This is a genomic window from Colwellia sp. C1TZA3, from assembly GCF_007954265.1.
Classification (GTDB): domain Bacteria; phylum Pseudomonadota; class Gammaproteobacteria; order Enterobacterales; family Alteromonadaceae; genus Cognaticolwellia.
Map to the genome: position 1 here is coordinate 1 of NZ_VOLS01000040.1, position 20341 is coordinate 20341.

Annotated in this window: 15 protein-coding genes and 1 tRNA gene; 5 read left to right on the top strand and 11 right to left on the bottom strand. The window is 38.7% G+C overall.

Annotated elements, in window-relative coordinates; all coding sequences use genetic code 11:
- Together ESZ39_RS12135 and ESZ39_RS12140 are read left to right on the top strand one after the other, a co-directional pair.
- A partial coding sequence (locus ESZ39_RS12135) for a transposase (RefSeq protein WP_191321720.1) occupies positions 1-196 on the top strand: 196 nt, incomplete at its 5' end.
- A 388-nt stretch (positions 197-584) separates the two neighbouring features.
- A tRNA-Phe gene (locus ESZ39_RS12140) sits at positions 585-660 on the top strand.
- Positions 661-845: 185 nt separating this feature from the next.
- On the opposite strand, the gene ESZ39_RS12145 is transcribed toward ESZ39_RS12140, so the two are convergent.
- A complete protein-coding gene (locus ESZ39_RS12145; RefSeq protein ID WP_146880166.1) occupies positions 846-1820 on the bottom strand; it encodes a rhodanese-related sulfurtransferase in 975 nt (324 codons plus the stop codon).
- 340 nt (positions 1821-2160) lie between these two features.
- Between ESZ39_RS12145 and fahA the strand changes: the two genes are divergently transcribed.
- Positions 2161-3483, top strand: a complete 1323-nt coding sequence (fahA, locus tag ESZ39_RS12150; protein WP_146880167.1) for a fumarylacetoacetase — start codon at positions 2161-2163, stop codon at positions 3481-3483.
- Positions 3484-4058: 575 nt separating this feature from the next.
- Positions 4059-6644 carry a TonB-dependent receptor plug domain-containing protein gene (locus ESZ39_RS12155; RefSeq protein WP_146880168.1) on the top strand — a complete coding sequence of 862 codons (2586 nt, stop codon included), beginning with the start codon at positions 4059-4061 and terminating at the stop codon, positions 6642-6644.
- Positions 6645-7329: 685 nt separating this feature from the next.
- Here ESZ39_RS12155 and ESZ39_RS12160 read toward each other — a convergent pair.
- Positions 7330-8619, bottom strand: a complete 1290-nt coding sequence (locus tag ESZ39_RS12160) for a multifunctional CCA addition/repair protein (protein WP_146880169.1) — start codon at positions 8617-8619, stop codon at positions 7330-7332.
- Positions 8620-8758: 139 nt separating this feature from the next.
- Here ESZ39_RS12160 and ESZ39_RS12165 point away from each other — a divergent pair, with 139 nt between their 5' ends.
- Complete coding sequence (locus ESZ39_RS12165) at positions 8759-10441, top strand: AAA family ATPase (protein ID WP_146880170.1); 1683 nt, start codon at positions 8759-8761, stop codon at positions 10439-10441.
- A gap of 91 nt (positions 10442-10532) precedes the next feature.
- Here ESZ39_RS12165 and leuD read toward each other — a convergent pair whose 3' ends face one another.
- The 9 genes from leuD to ESZ39_RS12210 all read right to left on the bottom strand — a co-directional run bounded on the left by leuD (position 10533) and on the right by ESZ39_RS12210 (position 20312).
- A complete protein-coding gene (gene leuD / locus ESZ39_RS12170; RefSeq protein WP_146880171.1) occupies positions 10533-11129 on the bottom strand; it encodes a 3-isopropylmalate dehydratase small subunit in 597 nt (198 codons plus the stop codon).
- A 1-nt stretch (position 11130) separates the two neighbouring features.
- Complete coding sequence (gene leuC / locus ESZ39_RS12175) at positions 11131-12549, bottom strand: 3-isopropylmalate dehydratase large subunit (protein WP_146880172.1); 1419 nt, start codon at positions 12547-12549, stop codon at positions 11131-11133.
- A gap of 1 nt (position 12550) precedes the next feature.
- Positions 12551-13663 carry a 3-isopropylmalate dehydrogenase gene (gene leuB / locus ESZ39_RS12180; RefSeq protein ID WP_146880173.1) on the bottom strand — a complete coding sequence of 371 codons (1113 nt, stop codon included), beginning with the start codon at positions 13661-13663 and terminating at the stop codon, positions 12551-12553.
- A 49-nt stretch (positions 13664-13712) separates the two neighbouring features.
- Complete coding sequence (leuA, locus tag ESZ39_RS12185) at positions 13713-15308, bottom strand: 2-isopropylmalate synthase (protein WP_146880174.1); 1596 nt, start codon at positions 15306-15308, stop codon at positions 13713-13715.
- 318 nt (positions 15309-15626) lie between these two features.
- Positions 15627-16652, bottom strand: a complete 1026-nt coding sequence (locus ESZ39_RS12190) for a CDP-glycerol glycerophosphotransferase family protein (protein WP_146880175.1) — start codon at positions 16650-16652, stop codon at positions 15627-15629.
- Positions 16653-16662: 10 nt separating this feature from the next.
- Positions 16663-17055, bottom strand: a complete 393-nt coding sequence (locus ESZ39_RS12195; protein ID WP_146880176.1) for an adenylyltransferase/cytidyltransferase family protein — start codon at positions 17053-17055, stop codon at positions 16663-16665.
- Positions 17052-18122: a CDP-glycerol glycerophosphotransferase family protein gene (locus tag ESZ39_RS12200; protein ID WP_146880177.1), complete on the bottom strand. Its 1071-nt coding sequence runs from the start codon at positions 18120-18122 to the stop codon at positions 17052-17054. Before ESZ39_RS12200 ends, ESZ39_RS12195 begins: the two co-directional genes overlap by 4 nt.
- Before the next feature lie 92 nt (positions 18123-18214).
- The gene (locus tag ESZ39_RS12205) at positions 18215-19651 is read right to left on the bottom strand and encodes a capsule assembly Wzi family protein (RefSeq protein ID WP_191321776.1); all 1437 of its coding nucleotides are present in this window, start codon (positions 19649-19651) and stop codon (positions 18215-18217) included.
- A 61-nt stretch (positions 19652-19712) separates the two neighbouring features.
- Entirely contained in the window at positions 19713-20312 is a 600-nt protein-coding gene (locus tag ESZ39_RS12210; protein WP_146880179.1) for a TIGR04211 family SH3 domain-containing protein, read from the bottom strand.
- Positions 20313-20341 lie beyond the last annotated feature (29 nt).

A 20341-nucleotide genomic window follows, 5' to 3' on the forward strand; every position in this document is an offset into this window, starting at 1 on the left:
ACCCGCTTATTCACCTGAATTAAATCCAATTGAACAGGTATGGCAGTGGTTAAGACAGAATGAATTAGCGAATAAGTGTTTTAAGGATTATGACGATATTGTTGAATCTTGTAGTAATGCATGGAACAGCTTCATAAGTGATATAAAAAGGGTGAAAGATATATGCTTTAGAGACTGGCTAAATTTGAGTGGTTAATTAATGTAATTGGTATAAGTAGTTATTCATTTTAACCATTAAAAATGAGCAGGTAATTAATCAACTTGGTATTATACCAATCCCATTAAGTTATTGCTCACTTGTACTAGTTAAAATAGCTCAAGGCTGTGTTGCTCTCACTCCCAATAGCCAGCTATTGCTCAATCGAGCGCCTTACCTTGAGTTATTTTTCCTGCGCACAACAAGATCACAAACTTAATGGAACTGGTATTAGTTAAGATAGTGGTAGAAGTGCTGATTTTTTATGCTAATTCAAGTAATTATCAATGTAAGTCAATAAAATGGCTTGCGAGCGAGTTTAATTCCCGATATTATGTCGCTTGTTTCAAAATGAACACGATGTCTATCTGGTTTATTTAAAGACCGTGCCTTGATAGCTCAGTCGGTAGAGCAGAGGATTGAAAATCCTCGTGTCCCTGGTTCGATTCCGGGTCAAGGCACCATTTTATATTTTAGTAAAAAATCTAAAGCCTTAACATTTATATGTTGAGGCTTTTTTTTGGCTGAAATTTATTTTTGATCTGTCTTGACGATTGTTGTTGTGCCGGAAAATATTTTTTATCTGACATAAAAATGCCCGCTAATCAGCAGGCACTATATTTAGTTTGTTTGGTCTGTGTATAAAATATTATTTTTTCTGAGCCTGTTTACTGGCACTTTTAGTTGCCCGGCGCTCGGCTATAACTTGTTTGATATCCCCACCAATATGTTCTTCACCGCGAGCTTTGGCAAGGTTGATTTGTTTTTCACGCTCCTGAAATCTGCTCTTCTGCTCGTCAGTGTATTTATCATAACAACGTGGGCAACTTACGCCTTGAATATAATGCTCGCTGGTTTTTTCCGCTGCTGTGATTGGATAACGACAGGCAAAGCATTGGTCATATTGACCACGTTCTAAACTATGGTTCACGGCAACTCGGCCGTCAAATACAAAGCATTCACCTTGCCACATTGTTTCTTGCTCAGGGACTTCTTCAAGATATTTTAAAACGCCGCCTTCTAGATGGTAAACTTCTTCAAAGCCTTGCTCTTTTAGATAAGCGGTAGACTTTTCACAACGTATACCGCCGGTGCAAAACATAGCGACCTTTTTATGTTTACTTTTATCTAAATTTTTGGCGACATAATCAGGAAATTCACGAAAGCTTTCGGTGTTTGGGTTGATAGCATTTTCAAAACTACCAATTTCTACTTCGTAATCATTGCGGGTATCTATTAATAGCACTTCGGGATCAGAAATAAGGGCATTCCAGTCTTTGGGTTTAACATAAGTGCCGACGGTAAGTGTTGGATCGATACCTTCTACACCCATGGTGACAATTTCTTTTTTCAATTTAACTTTCGTACGTTGAAAAGGGTTGTCTTGATGAAACGAGCATTTAGAGGACACACCAAACAAACGACTATCACTATTAATAAAGGCGAGTACGGCGTCTATGCCAATTTGTGAGCCAGCGATAGTGCCATTAATACCTTCAAGCGCTAAAAGTAAGGTACCTTTAACTGCATTGTCTTCCATCACCTGCAGCAAAGGTGGTTTAATGGCTTCGAAGTTTTCTAAGCGAACAAATTTATATAATGCGCAAACAGTAGTGTTATTCATATGTTATGACCCATTGAGCGAGCCTGATAGTAAGTCAGGAGCTGTAGATTGAATGTTGACCTACCACTAAGGTAGGCGTGCAAGTTTACCAGCTATTGATAAATCGGCAGCATTCTAGCAAATGTCGATTCTGGCGAATAGTGTTTACACCATTTTTTGTTAAATGCAAGACAAGTGTATCTGTAAACTTGGCCCTGCAACATATTGTTGACAGTTGTTTATCAAGTATATTTTATTGGCATGGCCTTTATTAGAGCGCTTGTTATAATACTGCACATTGCTATTTAATAACGTGTATTGTAAACACGTATTTCACCTATTTTCTGGAGTTTTTTAGCCCATGTCTAACACCAATTTACTTAATGAAACGCACAACCCGGCTTTAATTAGCTGGGTAGAGTCAGCCAACGCAAAAAATAGTGACTTTCCAATACAAAACTTACCCTTTGCTAGTTTTAAGCGAAAAGACAGCAAAGAAGACTGTCGAGCGGGTGTTGCTATTGGCGATCAAGTGGTGGATTTAAAAGCGCTATTCGCCTTGGAAATTTTTGCTGGTGATACACAATTGGCATTAGAGCAATGTTGTCATTCTCAGCTAAACGCTTTTATGGCGATGGGTAATCGTTTTTGGAGCGCCTTACGTCAAGCGTTATCACAAGCATTAACCCAGGGTTCGGCATTACAAACGAAGTTAGCATCATGTTTACTTGCACAAACCGATGTTGAATTTGCTTTGCCATGTCAAATTGGTGATTACACTGATTTTTATACTTCGATTCATCATGCAACATCTGTTGGTAGTAAGTTTCGTCCTGATAATCCTTTGTTACCCAATTATAAATGGGTTCCTATCGGCTACCATGGTCGCTCTTCTTCAATTGAGGTCTCTGGTAGTCATTTTAAACGTCCAAAAGGACAAACCAAGGCACCAACAGCAACAGAGCCTTCTTTTGGTCCCTGTAAACGTTTAGATTATGAAATGGAAGTGGGTATATTTATTGGTAATGGTAATGCTTTAGGTGAGCCTATTAGCATCGAAAGTGCCGAAGATCATGTTTTTGGTATGTGTTTATTTAATGATTGGTCAGCACGTGATATTCAAGGTTGGGAATATCAACCCTTAGGGCCATTTTTGTCAAAAAGCTTTGCGTCAACGGTTTCACCGTGGATTGTAACCTCAGAAGCTTTAGCACCTTACCGGTCAAAATGGACGCGTGACGTAGCTGATCCTCAGCCTATGCCTTACTTAGAGTCACAGCACAATCGAGACTTTGGCTCTCTAGATTTAAGCTTACAGGTATTAATTGAAACTGAAAAAATGCGTAATGCCAAGCAAGCACCGGTACAATTGTCGCAATCAAACTTTAAAGATTCATATTGGACCGTAGCGCAGATGGTAGCGCATCATACGGTTAATGGTTGCAACCTACGTTCAGGTGATATGTTTGGTAGTGGCACACAGTCTGGACCTAAGCCTGAAGAAGCAGGTTCAATGCTTGAATTATCGAATGCTGGTTCAGAGCCGATTCATTTACCTAATGGCGAAACTCGTACTTTCTTAGAAGATGGTGATTGTGTCATTATGAAAGGTTGGTGTGAAAAATCTGGCGCTGCACGTATAGGTTTTGGTGCAGTAAGTGCGACTGTTTTAGCCGCTAACTAAAATATCATATTATTGTATTAACAAAGCTCCTAAATTGGAGCTTTTTTTTATGTTTTATTTACTATGTTACTTCCCATTGAGAAAACTATAGATTGGCTCTAGATACTGGATTAACAAGCTATCAACATTGATAACTTAATTTTAACGGGGCTTTTTGTTTTAGTAAATACCTAGTTTAGAAAAAGTTCATTTTTTTTATATTTTTTTTATTGATTAAATATGCAGGGAATATTTAATTTAATACGAAAAACTTCGCACACGCTTCGTTTATGTTTTTTCTTGCAACACCTAAAGGCTATAGGCTGCAGGTTAATTGTCTTTGTTGATGTTCTTTGCATAAAATATGTATACTTTTGCATATCAATTCTTTTTATAGACTCGATGTTGAATGCCAGTGAAAAAGACTACTTGTAAAGTATTTCTAGCTGTTTTATAAAGCACCAAGCCGTTTTGACTGTCTGCAGTAACGTTATTTTTTGTGATCAGCGCAATGGGTAAAAATAAAATTATAAAATAAATAATTATAAAATAGATAATTATTGAAAACATATTCAAATATATTAGGAAGAAACAACATGTCTACAACATTTCGCACTGGTACTTTAGCCCTTGCCGTTGGCTTAGCGCTAGGAACAGCCCCTAGTTTTGCCGCAGGTTTTGCCGAAGAAGCTGCAAAAAAAGAAAACATTGAACGTATCGCTGTCGTTGGTTCACGTTCAGCTCCGCGTTCAGTAGCTGAGTCTCCAGTGCCAATTGATATTATTGGTGGTGACGAGCTAGGTAAAAACGCTTCAAGTGATATGCTTGACATGTTAGTGGGCGCAATCCCTTCATTAAATGCACGTGCACAACCTATTAGTGATGCTGCATCATTAATTCGTCCAGTAAATTTACGTGGTTTACCTTCTGATTCGACATTAGTGCTTTTAAATGGTAAACGTCGTCATCGCGCATCTGTCATTGCTTTCCAAGGTGGTGGTATTAATGATGGTGCACAAGGTCCTGATATTTCAGTTATTCCAAGTGTAGCGATCAAGCAAGTTGAAGTGCTTCGTGATGGTGCTGCTGCACAATACGGCTCTGATGCAATTGCTGGTGTAATGAACTTTGTACTTAAAGATGACGCAGATGGCGGTTCAATGTCTGTGAAACAAGGTTCTTATTACGAAGGTGATGGCGATCAAACGATTATAGACGGTAATGTCGGTTTGCCATTTACTAAAGATGGTTTTGTTAACTTAAGTTTTCAGTTAAAAAATGCTGATGCAACCAGTCGAAGTGTACAACGTCCTGATGCGGCAAATATTGCCAGTCAAGGCAATGCATCTATCCAAAGTCCAGCTCAAATTTGGGGTAACCCTGAAGTTAAAGACGATGTAACGTTTTTTGCTAATGTTGGTTTAGATCTTGGTAATGATAAAGAATTTTACATGTTTGGTAACTACTCTGAGCGTGATGTAACCGGTGGTTTTTACTACCGTAACCCGCATAACCGTAGCAATGTTTTTTCTGTTGATGGTGGTGAAACCTTACTTGTAGGTGATGTTGGCGAATCAGAAGGTGCAGACCGTACCTGTGCTACAGTCTATATTCCAAAAAATCTTGATGGTTCTGACGGCAATGTTCTAGATAGCCCTCAATATCAAGCAATGGTAGCCGATCCTAATTGTTTCTCAATGAACCAAATTTTCCCAGGTGGCTATACACCACAATTTGGTGGCAACATCACAGATACCTCGTTAACTGTTGGTACTAAAGGCGAAATTAACGAAGGTTTCTTAAAAGATTGGTTTTTTGATGTTAGCGGCTCAGTAGGTCGTAACGAATCTAAATTTAACTTAAAAAATACTTTAAACCCATCGCTTGGTTTAGATACACCAGTAGATTTTCAAACGGGTAGCTATATCCAAATGGAAAAAACTTTTAACTTTGATTTAGTTAAAGGTTTTGACATGGGCCTTGAAGACCCAGTTAACGTCGCTATGGGTCTTGAATGGCGTGAAGAAAGCTTTGAAATAGTTTCAGGTGAAAAAGCTTCATGGGAAGCCGGTGCTTATTCCGACCAAGGTTTTAACATTGGTTCACATGGTTTTAAAGGCTTTGGTCCTGAAACTCAAGGTCGTAATGACCGCCGCAATGTTGCCGCCTATATTGATGTTGAAGCCCAAGTAACAGCAGACTTTTTAGTTGGCGCAGCGATTCGTCACGAAAGCTTTAATACTTTTGGTAGCACAACGAATTATAAATTAACTGCACAATTAAGACTTAACGATGAGATTTCATTACGTGGCTCTCATAGTACGGGTTTTAGAGCGCCAACAGTGGGTCAAGCCAATGTTGTTAACACGCAAACTTCATTAGTTGCGGGTGAATTAATTCAAACCTTCCTTGCGCCGCCAACTAACGCTTTATCAGCGTTTTACGGTGGTAAAGAATTAACGCCAGAAGAATCAAAAAGTTTTGCTTTTGGTGGTGTTTATCAATATGACGACTTCTTCTTTACTCTTGATTACTACAACATTGAAGTAACTGACCGTTTAGCACAGTCAAGCCAAATAGATGTGGAATCAGCAGATTATGCAGCGCTTGAAAACATCGGTGTTGTTAACCCTGAGCTAATTTCAGCGGTTTCGTATTTTTCTAATGATTTTGACACTACCACACAAGGTGTCGATGTTGTTGCAAACTATACAATGGGCTTAATGGGCGGCGATACGCTATTATCATTAGCATATAACTGGAATGAAACAACGGTTGATCAGTTTAATCCAGAGACCACTAATGAAGGTAAAGTTCATCGCTTAGAAGAAGGTATGCCTGATCATCGTGCTACCTTTACTGTTTCTCAATCTTGGGAAAATGTATCAACTTTTGTTCGTGTAAATTACTTTGGTGAGTATTTTGCAACGCATGCTGATGATGCTTGTGCTGTCGGTTGTTGGAATGAAATGGCTGATTCAGCGGTTACTGTTGATGCAGAAGTAAGCTACTTCTTAAATGACAGTATTACTTTATCAGCCGGTGCTAATAACATCCTTGACCAAGAAGCAGAAATGTTACCTGCTGAATCATACGGTCAGTTAGGTGCTAAGTATTACGAAAGTGGACCATTTGATTACAACGGTGGTTTTTACTACGTAAAAGCAACTTATAACTTTTAATATAAAAGTTCATTAAGTCTAAAAAGCCATATCAAATGATATGGCTTTTTTATGTTCAGGTCTTTTTCATATGTTCAGTACTTCAAAGCATTAGGACTGCTCGGTAATTCTCCCACATGACTCTAATGACTTATACCAATCCCATTAAGTTATTGCTCACTTGTACTATTTAAAATAGCTCAAGGCTGTGTTGCTCTCAATCCCAATAGCCAGCTATTGCTCAATCGAGCGCCTTACCTTGAATTATTTTTCCTGCGCACAACAAGATCACAAACTTAATGGAACTGGTATTATTGCTCACTTGTACTAGTTAAAATAGCTCAAGGCTGTGTTGCTCTCACTCCCAATAGCCAGCTATTGCTCAATCGAGCGCCTTACCTTGAGTTATTTTTCCTGCGCACAACAAGATTACAAACTTAATGGAACTGGTATTATAGCCAATCTGATTAATTAAGTGGTCTACTTTTTCATGAGGAAAAAGGGATAAATACAAGGCATAAAATTTAGTAAGTAGCTATTCTACTTATAAATTTTATAACGCTGTAGTTATTCATTTTAACCATTAAAAATGAGCAGGTAATTAATCAACTTGGTATTAGAGCCATGTTCGTCAGCAACGATTACTGAGTGATTAAAACAAGCAGGAATTGAGTGCAACAGTCAATCGACTAAGTCTAGCGGTTAGTTATATCAAATTGGTATTACTTCCATTGGATAAAATATTATTTTGTTCCATATAGCTTTGTTGGTAATTTTTTAACTGAGCTAGCTTTTGCTGTGCTATTGCAGCTTTAATCTCCAGCCCTTGCAAGCCCTTCTCAACAAAAGGCTTCGCTGTTACTGCACTGAGTATTTTAAAACCCGTATAGAGAAATTCTTTTTGTCGGTATTGATAAGTTTCAAAACCAAGGCGACCAGTAAAGTCTGCCTGGCAACAGAGGAGAAAGTTGACAAACTCTTCTGGTTTGCGCCAAACATCTAACTGATTAAATAAGTTCAAAATAGTGCTAGCGTTTAACTCAAATACTTTATGTGCATGCCGGTGAAACTGACAAAGCTTTAATGCCAAATTTTTGTGTGCTGTTGGCACTCTTAAGCGCTTACAAAACACCTCTATCAAGTCTGCTCCTGCCTTTGCATAGTCAGGCTGAGTAGAGCTGTCTTGTTCGGTTAGCGACTGACCTAGGTTATGGCAAATACTGGCAAACCTAACAGTAGTTTTTTTAGACAGTAAAACTGCTTGCTTGAGTATCATCATAGGATGTACGCCAGAGCAAATTTCTGGATGCCATTTTTCTGGGTTTGGAATACCCCACAAATTGTGTAATTCAGGCCAAAGCGATTTTAGTGCTTGGCATTGATATAACACTTGAAAAAAAACCTCAGGGTGAGCGTTGGCTAAGCTGCGCTCCATTTCTTGCCATACTCGTTCACCAGATAGGCTGGATAATTCACCACTTTCACTGAGTTTGGTCATTAAGGTTAATGTTTCTGGTGCTATGGTAAAACCATATTCATGATATCTAGCAGCAAAACGTGCAACGCGTAAAACCCGCAGAGGGTCTTCAATAAAAGCGGGGGAAACATGGCGTAATACGCGATTAGTTAAGTCTATTTGGCCATTATAGGGATCAACTATTTTACCCTGTTCATCCATCGCCATCGCGTTAATGGTGAGATCTCTTCGCAGTAAGTCTTCTTCAAGAGTAACATTAGCCGAGGCATTGCAGTTAAAGCCGGTATAACCTTGGCCGGCTTTTTTTTCGGTGCGAGCCAAGGCATATTCTTGTCGATTCTGTGGGTGGATAAATACGGGAAAGTCTTTACCTACTTGTAAAAAGCCAAGGCTGAGCATTTCCTCAACGCTAGAGCCAACAACTACGTAGTCATTATCAACAACAGCGCGTTTAAGGAGAGCATCACGCACGGCGCCCCCGACTAAAAAAGTGTTTAGTTGCTGTGTTATATTTGCCATTGAGCGCTATAAACCTCTGAAAATAAATAATGTATTAGATAATTATATTGCTTAACTTTAACATAATTGCGACTGACTTTTGACATATGATTGCGTTCAGGTTAATTTTGCAGGGTTGATTCATCAGTTAAGATTTTCTATGTATACAAGTTATTTTGGTTTAGAAGAAAAGCCATTTTCAATTGCACCAAACCCTGATTATTTGTTTATGAGTGATCGTCACCGCGAAGCGCTTAATCACCTAACTTATGGCTTAGGTGATACCGGCGGATTTGTCTTACTTACCGGTGAAGTAGGCACGGGGAAAACCACGCTTAGCCGCCACCTAATGGAAAACTTGCCAGAGAATACCCAAGCCGCTTTTATTTTGAATCCAACCTTATCTAGTCAAGAGTTGTTAGCGACTCTTTGTGATGAGTTAAAAATTCGTTATCGCAAAACGGGGGCAACCTTAAAAACCCTTACCGATAAAATACAACAAAAGTTACTCAAAAATCATAGTGATGACACTAATACCTTGTTGATTATTGATGAAGCACAACATTTGCAACCTGAAGTGTTAGAGCAGCTAAGACTCTTAACTAACTTAGAAACTAACACCAAAAAACTTTTACAAGTAATTTTGATTGGTCAGCCTGAATTACAGCAGTTATTGCAGCGTCGAGATTTACGGCAATTAGCGCAAAGAATAACCGCGCGCTATCATTTATTACCGCTGAATAAGCAAGAAGTTGAGCAATACCTTAAACATCGTTTGTCAGTGGCAAAATGTTTTCGTAATATTTTTGATAAAAGTGCGGTTAACGCCATTCATAAAACCTGTAAAGGTATCCCGCGCTTAATGAACTTGTTAGCCGAACGATCTTTGATAAACGCTTATAACAGTAACAATGCGGTGGTTAACCGTAAAATTGTATTGCAAGCGGCTTATGATGCCTTAGGTGATGAATTTCAAGTAAAGCCTTGGTGGCAAAATACCTGGGCAAAAGTTGGTGCCCTAGTAACGACATTAAGCTTAGTTTTAGCGGTAGGTGTCTGGTGGGGAACTTATCAGGCTTACAATATTGGCGCTGATGCTAAGGTAAGTCGTGTGGCTATAAATCAGGTAGATACTATTGCTGAGCAAGAACAGCTAGCTGTTCAGGAAGAAACGGCTGTAGTTGCTGAAAAATCAGTTCAAGCAGGTAGCGATACCAGTAATGATACTAGCAGCGGTACTAATCTGCCGATATCAGCTGTTGATAAAACGATTCAAGCTAAGGTAATTGAGGCTAACGTTGAAAATGACCTTATGGCAACACCGCTTGTTAAAGTGGCTAAAAACAGCACTGTGATAACGGATGATAAAGACGAGGCTAAAAATCAAGATATAGCGAGTGAAAGCAGGTTAGCTGACTCAAAAATTATCGCGCCTACCACTGCTGAAAGGTCAGAGCCGAAGCCTAAAAATGTGACGGGTGAAAATTTTGTAGTTAAAGCAGAGGCAGGGGTGTCTGATGCTTTGTTGGCAAGCTTTCAATCGGCTATTGAACAAACTAAGCAAAGTGAAAATGCTAGAGAAAATGTAGCAACAGATACTAGTGAGCTTCTACCGCTGACGCAAATGCCAACTTGGGTGCAAGATGGAGTGCCATCGTTAGCGTTTGAAATGCATCTTTATGCCAGTGATGGCAAAGGTTGGATAAGGGTGAATGGCCGTGATCGTTATGAAGGCGACTATATTAGCCGTGAATTACTGCTCAATGAAATACTGCCACAACAGGTCATACTGAGTTTTCGAGGTGAAAAATTTACTATGTCTGCGCTATCTTCTTGGAATTAAAGTAAAATCAACCACAGTTTTTTCAATTTTTACTATGTTTTAACCATCAGCTTTTCAGCTGATGGTTAAATTTTTACTTTTTACTTTTTACCTATTGCCAAGCTGGCATTTGGGCTTCGTAACTTTCTATTTTAGCAATTTTATTTAGCGTCCAACCGACACTGTCAACACCGTTTTCTAAGCAGTATTTATGAAAAGGCGCAATCGTAAAATCATATTGTGCACTGGCTGTTTTAACCGTACTCGCTACTAAATCAACGGTTATGTGTTGTAAATTATCTTTTGACTGCTGAAACAATGTTGCTATGGTGTCTTCCGGTAATATCACGGGTAAAACGCCAATGTTGATACAGTTAGCGTAGAAAATATCAGCAAAACTAGATGCGATAATAACTTGAAAACCATACTCTTGTAGCGCCCAAGGTGCATGCTCGCGACTTGAGCCACAACCAAAGTTTTCACCAGCGAGTAAAATACTTGCCCCTTGATACTCTGGCTTGTTAAGTACAAATTCAGGATTGTTTTTGTGACCGTCGTTATCTAGGTAGCGACGGTCATGAAACAGATGTTGACCAAAACCTGTGCGGGTAGTTTTTTGTAAAAACTGTTTGGGTATGATTTGGTCAGTATCAACATTCGCTGTATCCAGTGGCACAACTAAGCCATGATGCTGGTTAAATTTTTCCATGTTATGCTCCTTGAACTTGTGAGTTAATCGAGGTTAGGTCGACAAAGTGCCCTGCAATGGCAGACGCAGCCGCTAATTCAGGGCTAACTAAGTGCGTACGACTGCCGCGGCCTTGTCGGCCTTCAAAATTTCGGTTACTGGTAGAAGCGCAGCGGTCACCATGCGTTAACACATCATCATTCATGCCTAAACACATTGAGCAACCCGGTAAGCGCCACTCAAAGCCTGCATCAATAAAGGTTTGAGCTAAGCCTTCTGCTTCTGCTTGTTCTTTAACACGATAAGAGCCTGGTACAACGATGGCTGCAACCGTGGCTGACACTTTTTTGCCTTTGGCAACAGCAGCAGCAGCGCGTAAATCTTCAATTCTAGAGTTCGTACATGAGCCAATAAACACTTTATTAATCGCAATGTCGGTAATTTTAGTACCGGCAGTTAACCCCATATATTTTAATGCCGCAATACATGACTCACGTTCCACAGGGTCAGTGAAGTCTTCAGGTGAAGGCACAACACTATCAACTTGTGTTACTTGCCCTGGTGTTGTTCCCCAAGTCACTTGGGTTTTAATCTCTTTTGCTTCTAGTGTTAAGTAACTATCGAAGGTTGCTTCGCTGTCTGATTTTAGTTGCTGCCAATCTTCAACTGCTTGCTGCCATACTTCGCCTTTTGGCGCGTAATCTTTACCTTTTAAGTAGTTAAATGTTGTCGCATCGGGGGCTATCAGCCCGGCTTTGGCACCAAACTCGACGCTCATATTACACACCGTCATACGCTCTTCCATGGTTAAGCGCTCAATGGCTTCACCACAATATTCAACCACATAACCGGTTGCACCAGCACTACCTGTTTGACCAATAATGGCTAAAATAATGTCTTTAGCACTTATGCCTGGGGCAACTTGGCCTTTAACTTCAATTCTCATGGTTTTAGCTTTGGTCTGGCGTAAGGTTTGGGTGGCAAATACGTGCTCAACCTCAGAGGTACCAATGCCAAATGCTAAGGCGCCAAAAGCGCCATGTGTTGAGGTATGCGAATCGCCACAAACAATAACAGTGCCGGGTAAGGTTAAGCCTAATTCTGGCCCAATAACATGCACAACACCTTGGTTTTTATGGCCCATGCCAAACAATTCAATACCAAACTCTTTACAATTTTTTTCTAGCGTTCTCAATTGATTTGCAGCGCCTTCACCGGCGGCGTCAATTTTAATCGAGCGTGTTGAAATATTATGATCCATGGTGGCAATGGTGCGTTCTGGATGACGCAGTACACGATTATGAAATTTTAAATTAGCAAAAGCTTGTGGTGACGTAACCTCGTGGATCAAATGGCGATCAACAAAGATCAATGGCGTTTCGTCAGCCTTTTCTTCAATGATATGACTTTGCCATAATTTTTCGTATAAAGTGGTGGCCATGCTAGTGTGCTCCTGAAGTTTTTTGGTTGTTAACGATATATTGACAGATAATATCGCCCATTTCGTTAGTAGACTTAGCGTTATGGCGTTGCTCGGCACTTAATAAATCGCCAGTAAAGTTACCCGCGTTTAATGCCTCTGCCACGGCGGTTTCAATAGCGCTAGCCGCTTCTGGCTGATTTAAGCTATGACGTAACATTAAGGCTGCTGAAAGAATTTGCGCAATAGGGTTAGCAATGCCTTTGCCTGCGATGTCTGGCGCTGTGCCACCAGCGGGCTCATACATACCAAAGCCTTGCTCATTTAAACTGGCTGAAGGTAATAGCCCCATCGAGCCGGTTATCATGGCGCAAATGTCAGATAAAATATCGCCAAACAAGTTAGAACATAGCATTACGTCAAATTGCGCAGGGTTACGCACTAATTGCATGGCGGCATTATCAACATACATATGTTCAACTGCGACACCAGGGTAGTCTTCTGCCACTTCAATGACCACTTCTCGCCATAATTGAGACGATGCTAATACGTTGGCCTTATCGATAGATATAACCTTGTTACGACGCTTCTGAGCTGATTGAAAAGCAAGGTGTGCGATGCGGCTGATTTCTTTTCGAGAATAAATCATCGTATCAAAAGCGGCTTCATCTGCTTGGCCTTGATTTTTACGACCTTTAGGTTCGCCAAAGTAGATACCACCAGTTAATTCTCGTATCACTAAAATATCAAAACCGGCTTGTGAAATATCAGCGCGCAAAGGTGAAAGATGTGACATGGCGCTTTGCAGTTGTGCAGGGCGCATATTACAAAACAAGCCAAAATGACCTCGTAAACCAAGCAAAGAAGCTCTTTCTGGTTGTTCAGTGGGGGGTAAGTCACTCCATTTAGGACCGCCAACTGAGCCAAATAAAATGGCGTCAGCTTGTTCACAGCCTTTAATGGTGCTTTCTGGTAATGCTTGACCATGGTTGTCGATAGCGCAGCCACCTACGTCATAATGGTGAGTGCTTATTTCAAAATTATACTGCTTGGCAACTGTTGTTAAAACTTTTTCTGCTTGGGCCATAACTTCTGGTCCAATACCGTCACCGGCTAATATTGCAATCTTTGACATAGTGTTTTTAAACCCGTAAATATACTTAATAAATGAATATAATTTTTAACTAAACTTGGCGTTGGCCATCAATAGCAGCCTCTTTTTTGAACTCAGATTTTAGTCCAGTTTTTAGCTCGGCTATGGTGATTGCACGGTGAATGCCATTAAGTGCATTCACTAAGGCATTACCTGACGCTTTAATTACATCGGTATCTAAGCCGTAGCCATGAAAGTTTCTACCTTGCCATGACACCACAATGTCAGCCTTACCTAAACCGTCTTCACCTTCACCTTTATTTGAAATTTTGTAGTCGCTAACTTCAAAGTCAATATCTATAGCTTTTTTAATGGCTCGATACAGTGCATCAACAGGGCCATTACCGGTTGCTGAAATAATTTTATTTTCGTCACCTATGGCAAGTTTAATGCTTGAGGTAGAAAAATCACTACCACCACTTTGTACATTTAAGGTTTGTAAACGATAAAAGTCTTGCTGGTCTTGCTGCTGAATATTAAAAAGTAACGCTTCTAAGTCATCATCGAATACTTGGCCTTTTTTATCCGCTAAGGCTAAAAAGTCAGCATAAAGTGTCTCTATTTCATAATCAGATTCTTGATAACCTAAGCTTTCCATGCGATGTTTAATCACATGTCGGCCGCTGCGCGAGGTTAAGTTCAACTTGGTTTTGCTGATGCCGACACTTTCTGGTGTCATAATCTCATAGGTGTTACTGGCTTTTAGCATGCCGTCTTGGTGGATACCCGATGAATGGCTAAAAGCATTACCACCAACAATGGCTTTATTTAGTTGTACCGGCATATTACAAAGCTGGCTAACTAACTTAGACGTGCGGGCAATTTCTTGATGATTGATGCGCGTATGTACCCCTAATAATTCTTGGCGGGTTTTCATGATCATAGCGACTTCTTCAAGTGAGCAATTACCGGCACGCTCACCGATGCCATTAATGGTACATTCAATTTGTCGAGCACCTGCTTGCACAGCTGACATCGAGTTAGCTACGGCTAAGCCTAAATCATTATGACAATGCACAGAGATAACCGCTTGATCAATATTAGGCACACGATTAAACAATGTTTCTATGATACCGCCAAATTCATTAGGTAAAGTATAACCTACGGTATCAGGAATATTGACGGTGGTGGCGCCGGCTATAATGGCTTGTTCAACCATACGGCACAAATTGTCGATAGGGGTTCTGCCGGCATCTTCACAAGAGAACTCGACATCATCGGTAAATTGACGTGCATATTTAATCGCATGTATCGCCATCGCTTGAACATCAGCAAAGCTTTTTTTCAACTTCTGTTGCACATGTACATCAGAAGTAGAAATAAAGGTATGAATACGAAATTGATCAGCTGGTTTTAAGGCCTCAGCACAAGCTTTAATATCGGCTTCTACCGCGCGGGCTAGCGCACAAACTCGAGAGTTTTTTACGCTGCGCGCTATCGCTTGCACTGACTGAAAATCACCCGGTGACGAGACTGGAAAACCTACTTCCATAATATCAACGCCTAAGCGTTCAATCGCATGTGCTATTTGTAATTTTTCATGTACTGATAAGCTGGCGTTTAAAGCTTGTTCACCATCACGTAATGTAGTGTCAAAAATAATAACGTTATCGTTAGAAATGCCCATGTGTTTTCCTGATTTTTTGTGAAGATTTACGCTAAATAACGAGCATAAAAAAACCCGCGTTTGTTAGCGCGGGTCTAGTGTTTTATTATATTATCTACTTATTTTTTAAAGCAATAAAACCTAGCCGCGCATCGATAATGCGAGGAGGAGGTTAATCAGAATGATGTTAGTAAAATGTTTCATCAATGTTTTTGCTTAGTTATGTTGATTTAATAAATAGTTATATCTTATTAATAGCGCATTTCTTTGGCTATTGTCAATAAAAATATTAATATCGATCTTTAATTGACTGGCACTGAAGTTAATTCAAACGTTATATTATATGTGCCAATAATTTAGTTTATTTCTAAGCTTCAAGCCTCTAAATAGATTCAGGGGCTTACGCTTTTTCGCTTGTTTGCCATTTTTTAGGATACTTTCGACTGCGTCCATTATTCGGCAAGAGGATTTTCCATCGCTATAGGGATGAAGCTCATGGCAGTATTCTTTTATCGCCTGCTTCAATAACTTTGATGGCGATAATGCTTCCGCGATTGCTGAAGATAATGCTAGCGGATTTTCTATGTCGATCAAATAAGCACCGGGTTGTGCGTTTTTGTAAGTTATTATTGGCTTGCCCAATAAGGCAAATTCACCTATTACTGAGGATGTATCCGATATTAAAATATCAGCACTTTGAAACAGCTCATTAACATTAGAAGAGTTAACTACTTTAAAGCTATCATTATTAAGGGCTTGATATTGTTTTAACCAGACTTTATCCATCTTAGGATGAAACTTCACTAACCAATTATATTTATTTGATTGAGACAAGACTTTAATTTCATAAAATAAATCAGCTGCAGATGTTAATTTTGGTGAGAATGTTGGTGCGTATAAAATAATAGCTTTATCAGATGCAAAATACTGCGTTGGGGCAATACTAAATAAGGGGTCAACTTTTGGCCAACCTGTTTCTATAACATCAAAATAACCATACTTTTCAGCCAGTGATTTAAAGCGTAAAGTGGTTGATTTACCGTGTGTGCAATATAAGTCAAAAAAACCACGGATTTGAAAGTGTCCTTTTTTCTTCCACTCAAGCCCATGAAAAACCTGTACTTTTAAACCTGGAATAAAGTTTGGAATAAGATTTCCGGGTATAAAGCAGGCTGCAGGATTATAATCTACAGCCTCTTTTACTGAGCTTAAAAGAATTTCATCTCTAGAAAAGTTTTGCAGATTGACTTTTTTTCCTGAAAAAAACCACTTAATTTCATCACCTCTTTTTTGTATTTCTTGTTGTAATGGGCGTAAAATTTCAAATGAATAGTTTTCAGTAATATAGAATAAATAGCGTGTCATAAGCTTTACTTTATCTTTTTGTTTTAACTACTTCGATAATTTCAGTGGTAGAAATAGACGGTGTTCGAGGCAAATAAATAACCTGACAAATATCTTTCAAGTGATCAAATTTACCTTGCCAATCATCACCCATCACAAGAATGTCGGCATTGTAATATTTAATATACTCAGCTTTTAATTCCAGAGATTGCTCAAGAAACACTTCATCCACGCAACGTAATGAACGAATGATATGCTGCCTATCATCTTCTGAATATATTGGATATCTTGATTTTTTTGCCATATTTAACGCATCAGAAGATACGCCTGCAATGAGATGAGAGCCATGCAGTTTAGCACGCTCTAAAATATTGACATGACCAACATGAAAGACATCAAAAGTACCAAAAGTTATCACTCTCATGTGTTTTTTCCTATAATAAATTCAGCAATTCGTTCACTGCAGTTCCCATCTATTTTACCGATTAAATATTCGGACATTTTAAGCCGATCAGCTGCTTTTAATTGTGGTGTGCTTAGATGTCTACCAACTTGTTGAACCAGTTCTTTCACATTTATCACTCGCTCTGCAACTTGTCCAAAATATGCTAAGTCATTATCTAATCTATTATGAAATCTAAATTTAAATATGCCGCGATAAGACCACCTTAGTTTATAAAAGTCACACCAAATTGCAGGTTTATTAAGCGCAGTGAATTCAAATAACGTAGAAGATGCATCACTTATCATTAATGAAGCGAGTTGCATAAATGGTAATATAGATACGTCACTGACATCACAAACATATACATTTTCGTAATTACCCCAATGTGTTAACTTTTTTTTCTGAGATTTATATCTACTTTTGATCAAAGAAAAAAAGTGTGGTTTGATAATAAGATTGTATGTTTTAAAAAGCTCAGGAAAATTTTTGGGTAAACATTCAATAGAACTGGGATAAAAAGTAGGCGCATAAAGAATGGTTTTCTTGTTTGGGTCTAAAGTCAAACTTTTTAGTGTTACTAGCTCGTCAGTATTATTGATAATAGGGTCTAATTTTGCATAACCAGTATCAATAAAATCTTTAGCTGGAAAAAGCTCTTGTAGTCTTTTTAATCTGTGCTTTCCTTCCACAAACCGATACATTATTGGCGAGTTAGAAGCGTCGTAATAGCATGATTTTGGTCCAATACCATGCTGCATTAACGCCGTTTTTGAACAAGAATGTATATCGTCTAGTTCACTGGTTGCATTGCCAAATATTATCCAATCAGGTTTTGCCTCTAAATAAGTTCTTTTAGCATCTTCTCTGTTATTTACCCATAAATAATCTAAGCCATGAGTTTTTACATAGTCTTCTAAGATATTATTTAAATGTTCTTGTTGATATAAAATAAAAATACATTGGATGTTTTTAGCCTCTAATGCATCTTTTACTGGCAAATATTGCGGCACATAATAAAGGTGCTGGATATCAAAAAAAACTCGCATTAGTATCTCTCTTAAATTCTAATCGTAATGCTGGTGAGTTAATCCTTTAAAACCAGTTGTATAAGTGAATGCTTTATATCAGCTCTAACTTTTTACCAAATATAAGAAATACTTGTCGCAATAAATTTTTTACCTAAGGTATCTTCACCAAAATTTAGGGTTAAATTAATAAAGGCATTTTTAACCATTTTTTTAAACTTTAACTCTATTTCATGAGAACGTTGATAATCAGCGAGAATAGATGAGTCGACTGTAGCTGAACGGTAAAGCAGTGTCGTTTGTGCAAAGGTTTGTGTTTGCCAATCTAATCTTAAACTGGTTGCTGTACCGCTAGCAAGGTCATTTGTGGCCTTTAAATTACCCCACCAGTGGCCCATTTGTATCTGATCATTGGCATAGCCTTCGCCATAGATATGGTGAGCATACCATTCGGTATGAAATTTACTGTATTCTACATTGAGTGATAAAGACTCAGTCAAGTAAGGTATAAAAAGCCCAAAATTTTGTGCGATATTGCCCAGTTGGTAGTTTTTATGTTCTTTGGTATCTTCACCAGCATATTCATAAGTTAAGCTTAAGGGGAAATTAAAAGCAGTAATATCAAATTTATTGCTAATTGCAGCTTGCTGATTACCAAACTCTTGAGAGCAATCTTGTAATGTGGTGCCACCCCCGCCACAATTGTCGCTATTAACAGGATCACTGATGCCATTCCAGACATCTTTTAATGAGATATCACCATCATCACCAGCAAACATTAATGTGCGGTTAAAACCAATAGTCCACCAATCTAATGGTTGTAAACTAAGGTGTAGTGACATTAGCGCAGGTTTACCTGAAACAGGTACTTTTTCGCGATCGAACTGAATTCCGTTTTGTTTTTCTAATATAGCTATCGAAACCTCATATTTGATATTCCAATCGGTTAATAGTGCCGGATTACTAATAGTGACGTTAAGTGCTGGCTTTGCTTGCGTAGATAGAAGTAAAGCACCTTCTTGGGTCGGTGATAGCCAATGCTCTCGATAGCCAACATCTACTTGAAATACATCCCAACCAAAAGATATATAACTATTGTTAGGGACTACTTCACCATCATAAAAGGTGCCACCAGCGTTCAAAATCAGATGTTCATTAACTTGCCAAAAACTACTCGTTGTTATTTTGTAAGCATCATCGACATTTAACCCACGTTGATTCGCCACTAGCATGTCATCTTTAAATGAATGATTAAGTTGCAGCGAAAAATGGGTAACGGCTTGGGCTTTTTTATAACGTTTAATATAGGCTTTTAAGCGTTGATATAATGCTGGGTGACTATCTTTGACTTTTGCTAAATATCTATAAATAGTCGCCGCATGATAAGGTTTAGTTAATAATGGTACCTTAGCAACGGTGGAAAGTTTTTCTAGCTCTAATTCAAACAGGGGATCTGTTTTCAAAGGGAGATAAGGCGAAACGCCATTGGCATGTGCCAACAACGTTGTAGAGGTTAAAATAAATAAAAGTAGGGGTAAAAATAATTTCAAAATATAAACTTAAATTTTATGGTTGATGTATAGGATAACGTCTTAAAATATAAAGAAAAAATTAACCCCAGTTTTCCATGCTTGATTTACGCTTTGAAAATAAACGTGGTAAAATTAAACCTAATAGTAAACCAATACCCAACACGATTGCGCCATTAAAAAACCATCGCTTTTTAATACTAGTATCTTGATTTTTCAATTGTGATTTAGTTTCTGATAAATCCATATTGAGTGCTGAAATACTGTTTTGTAAGTCACTACGTTCAGATTTCAAGGTATCAATTTCGCTTATCGCATCGTTGAGTTGCTGAGTAACATCACTTTTACCTGATTGAAAACTCGCTAATTTCTCATTAAGATCAGCAATAGCATAGCGCATGCCGGGCTTTGTTGAGACAAGTTTACTTTCAATCCAGCCAGTACGGTCATTATCACTAATGATCTCGCTGTAATCATTATTAGATTTGCCGGTTAATTGTATTTTCTCACCCGAGTTTACCGTACCTTGTATACGGTAATTTTTACCTGCACCTGAATGCATATAAACAATTAAATCTTCGGAAATATAACCGGTAGTTGTTGAGTTAGTAGACTCCTCGGCAAAAGAGAATAAGGAAGTAAAAAATAATAGTGCAACGAATTTTTGTTTTATGTTTATCATGAAATAACCAATAGCGCCATTTAAACAGA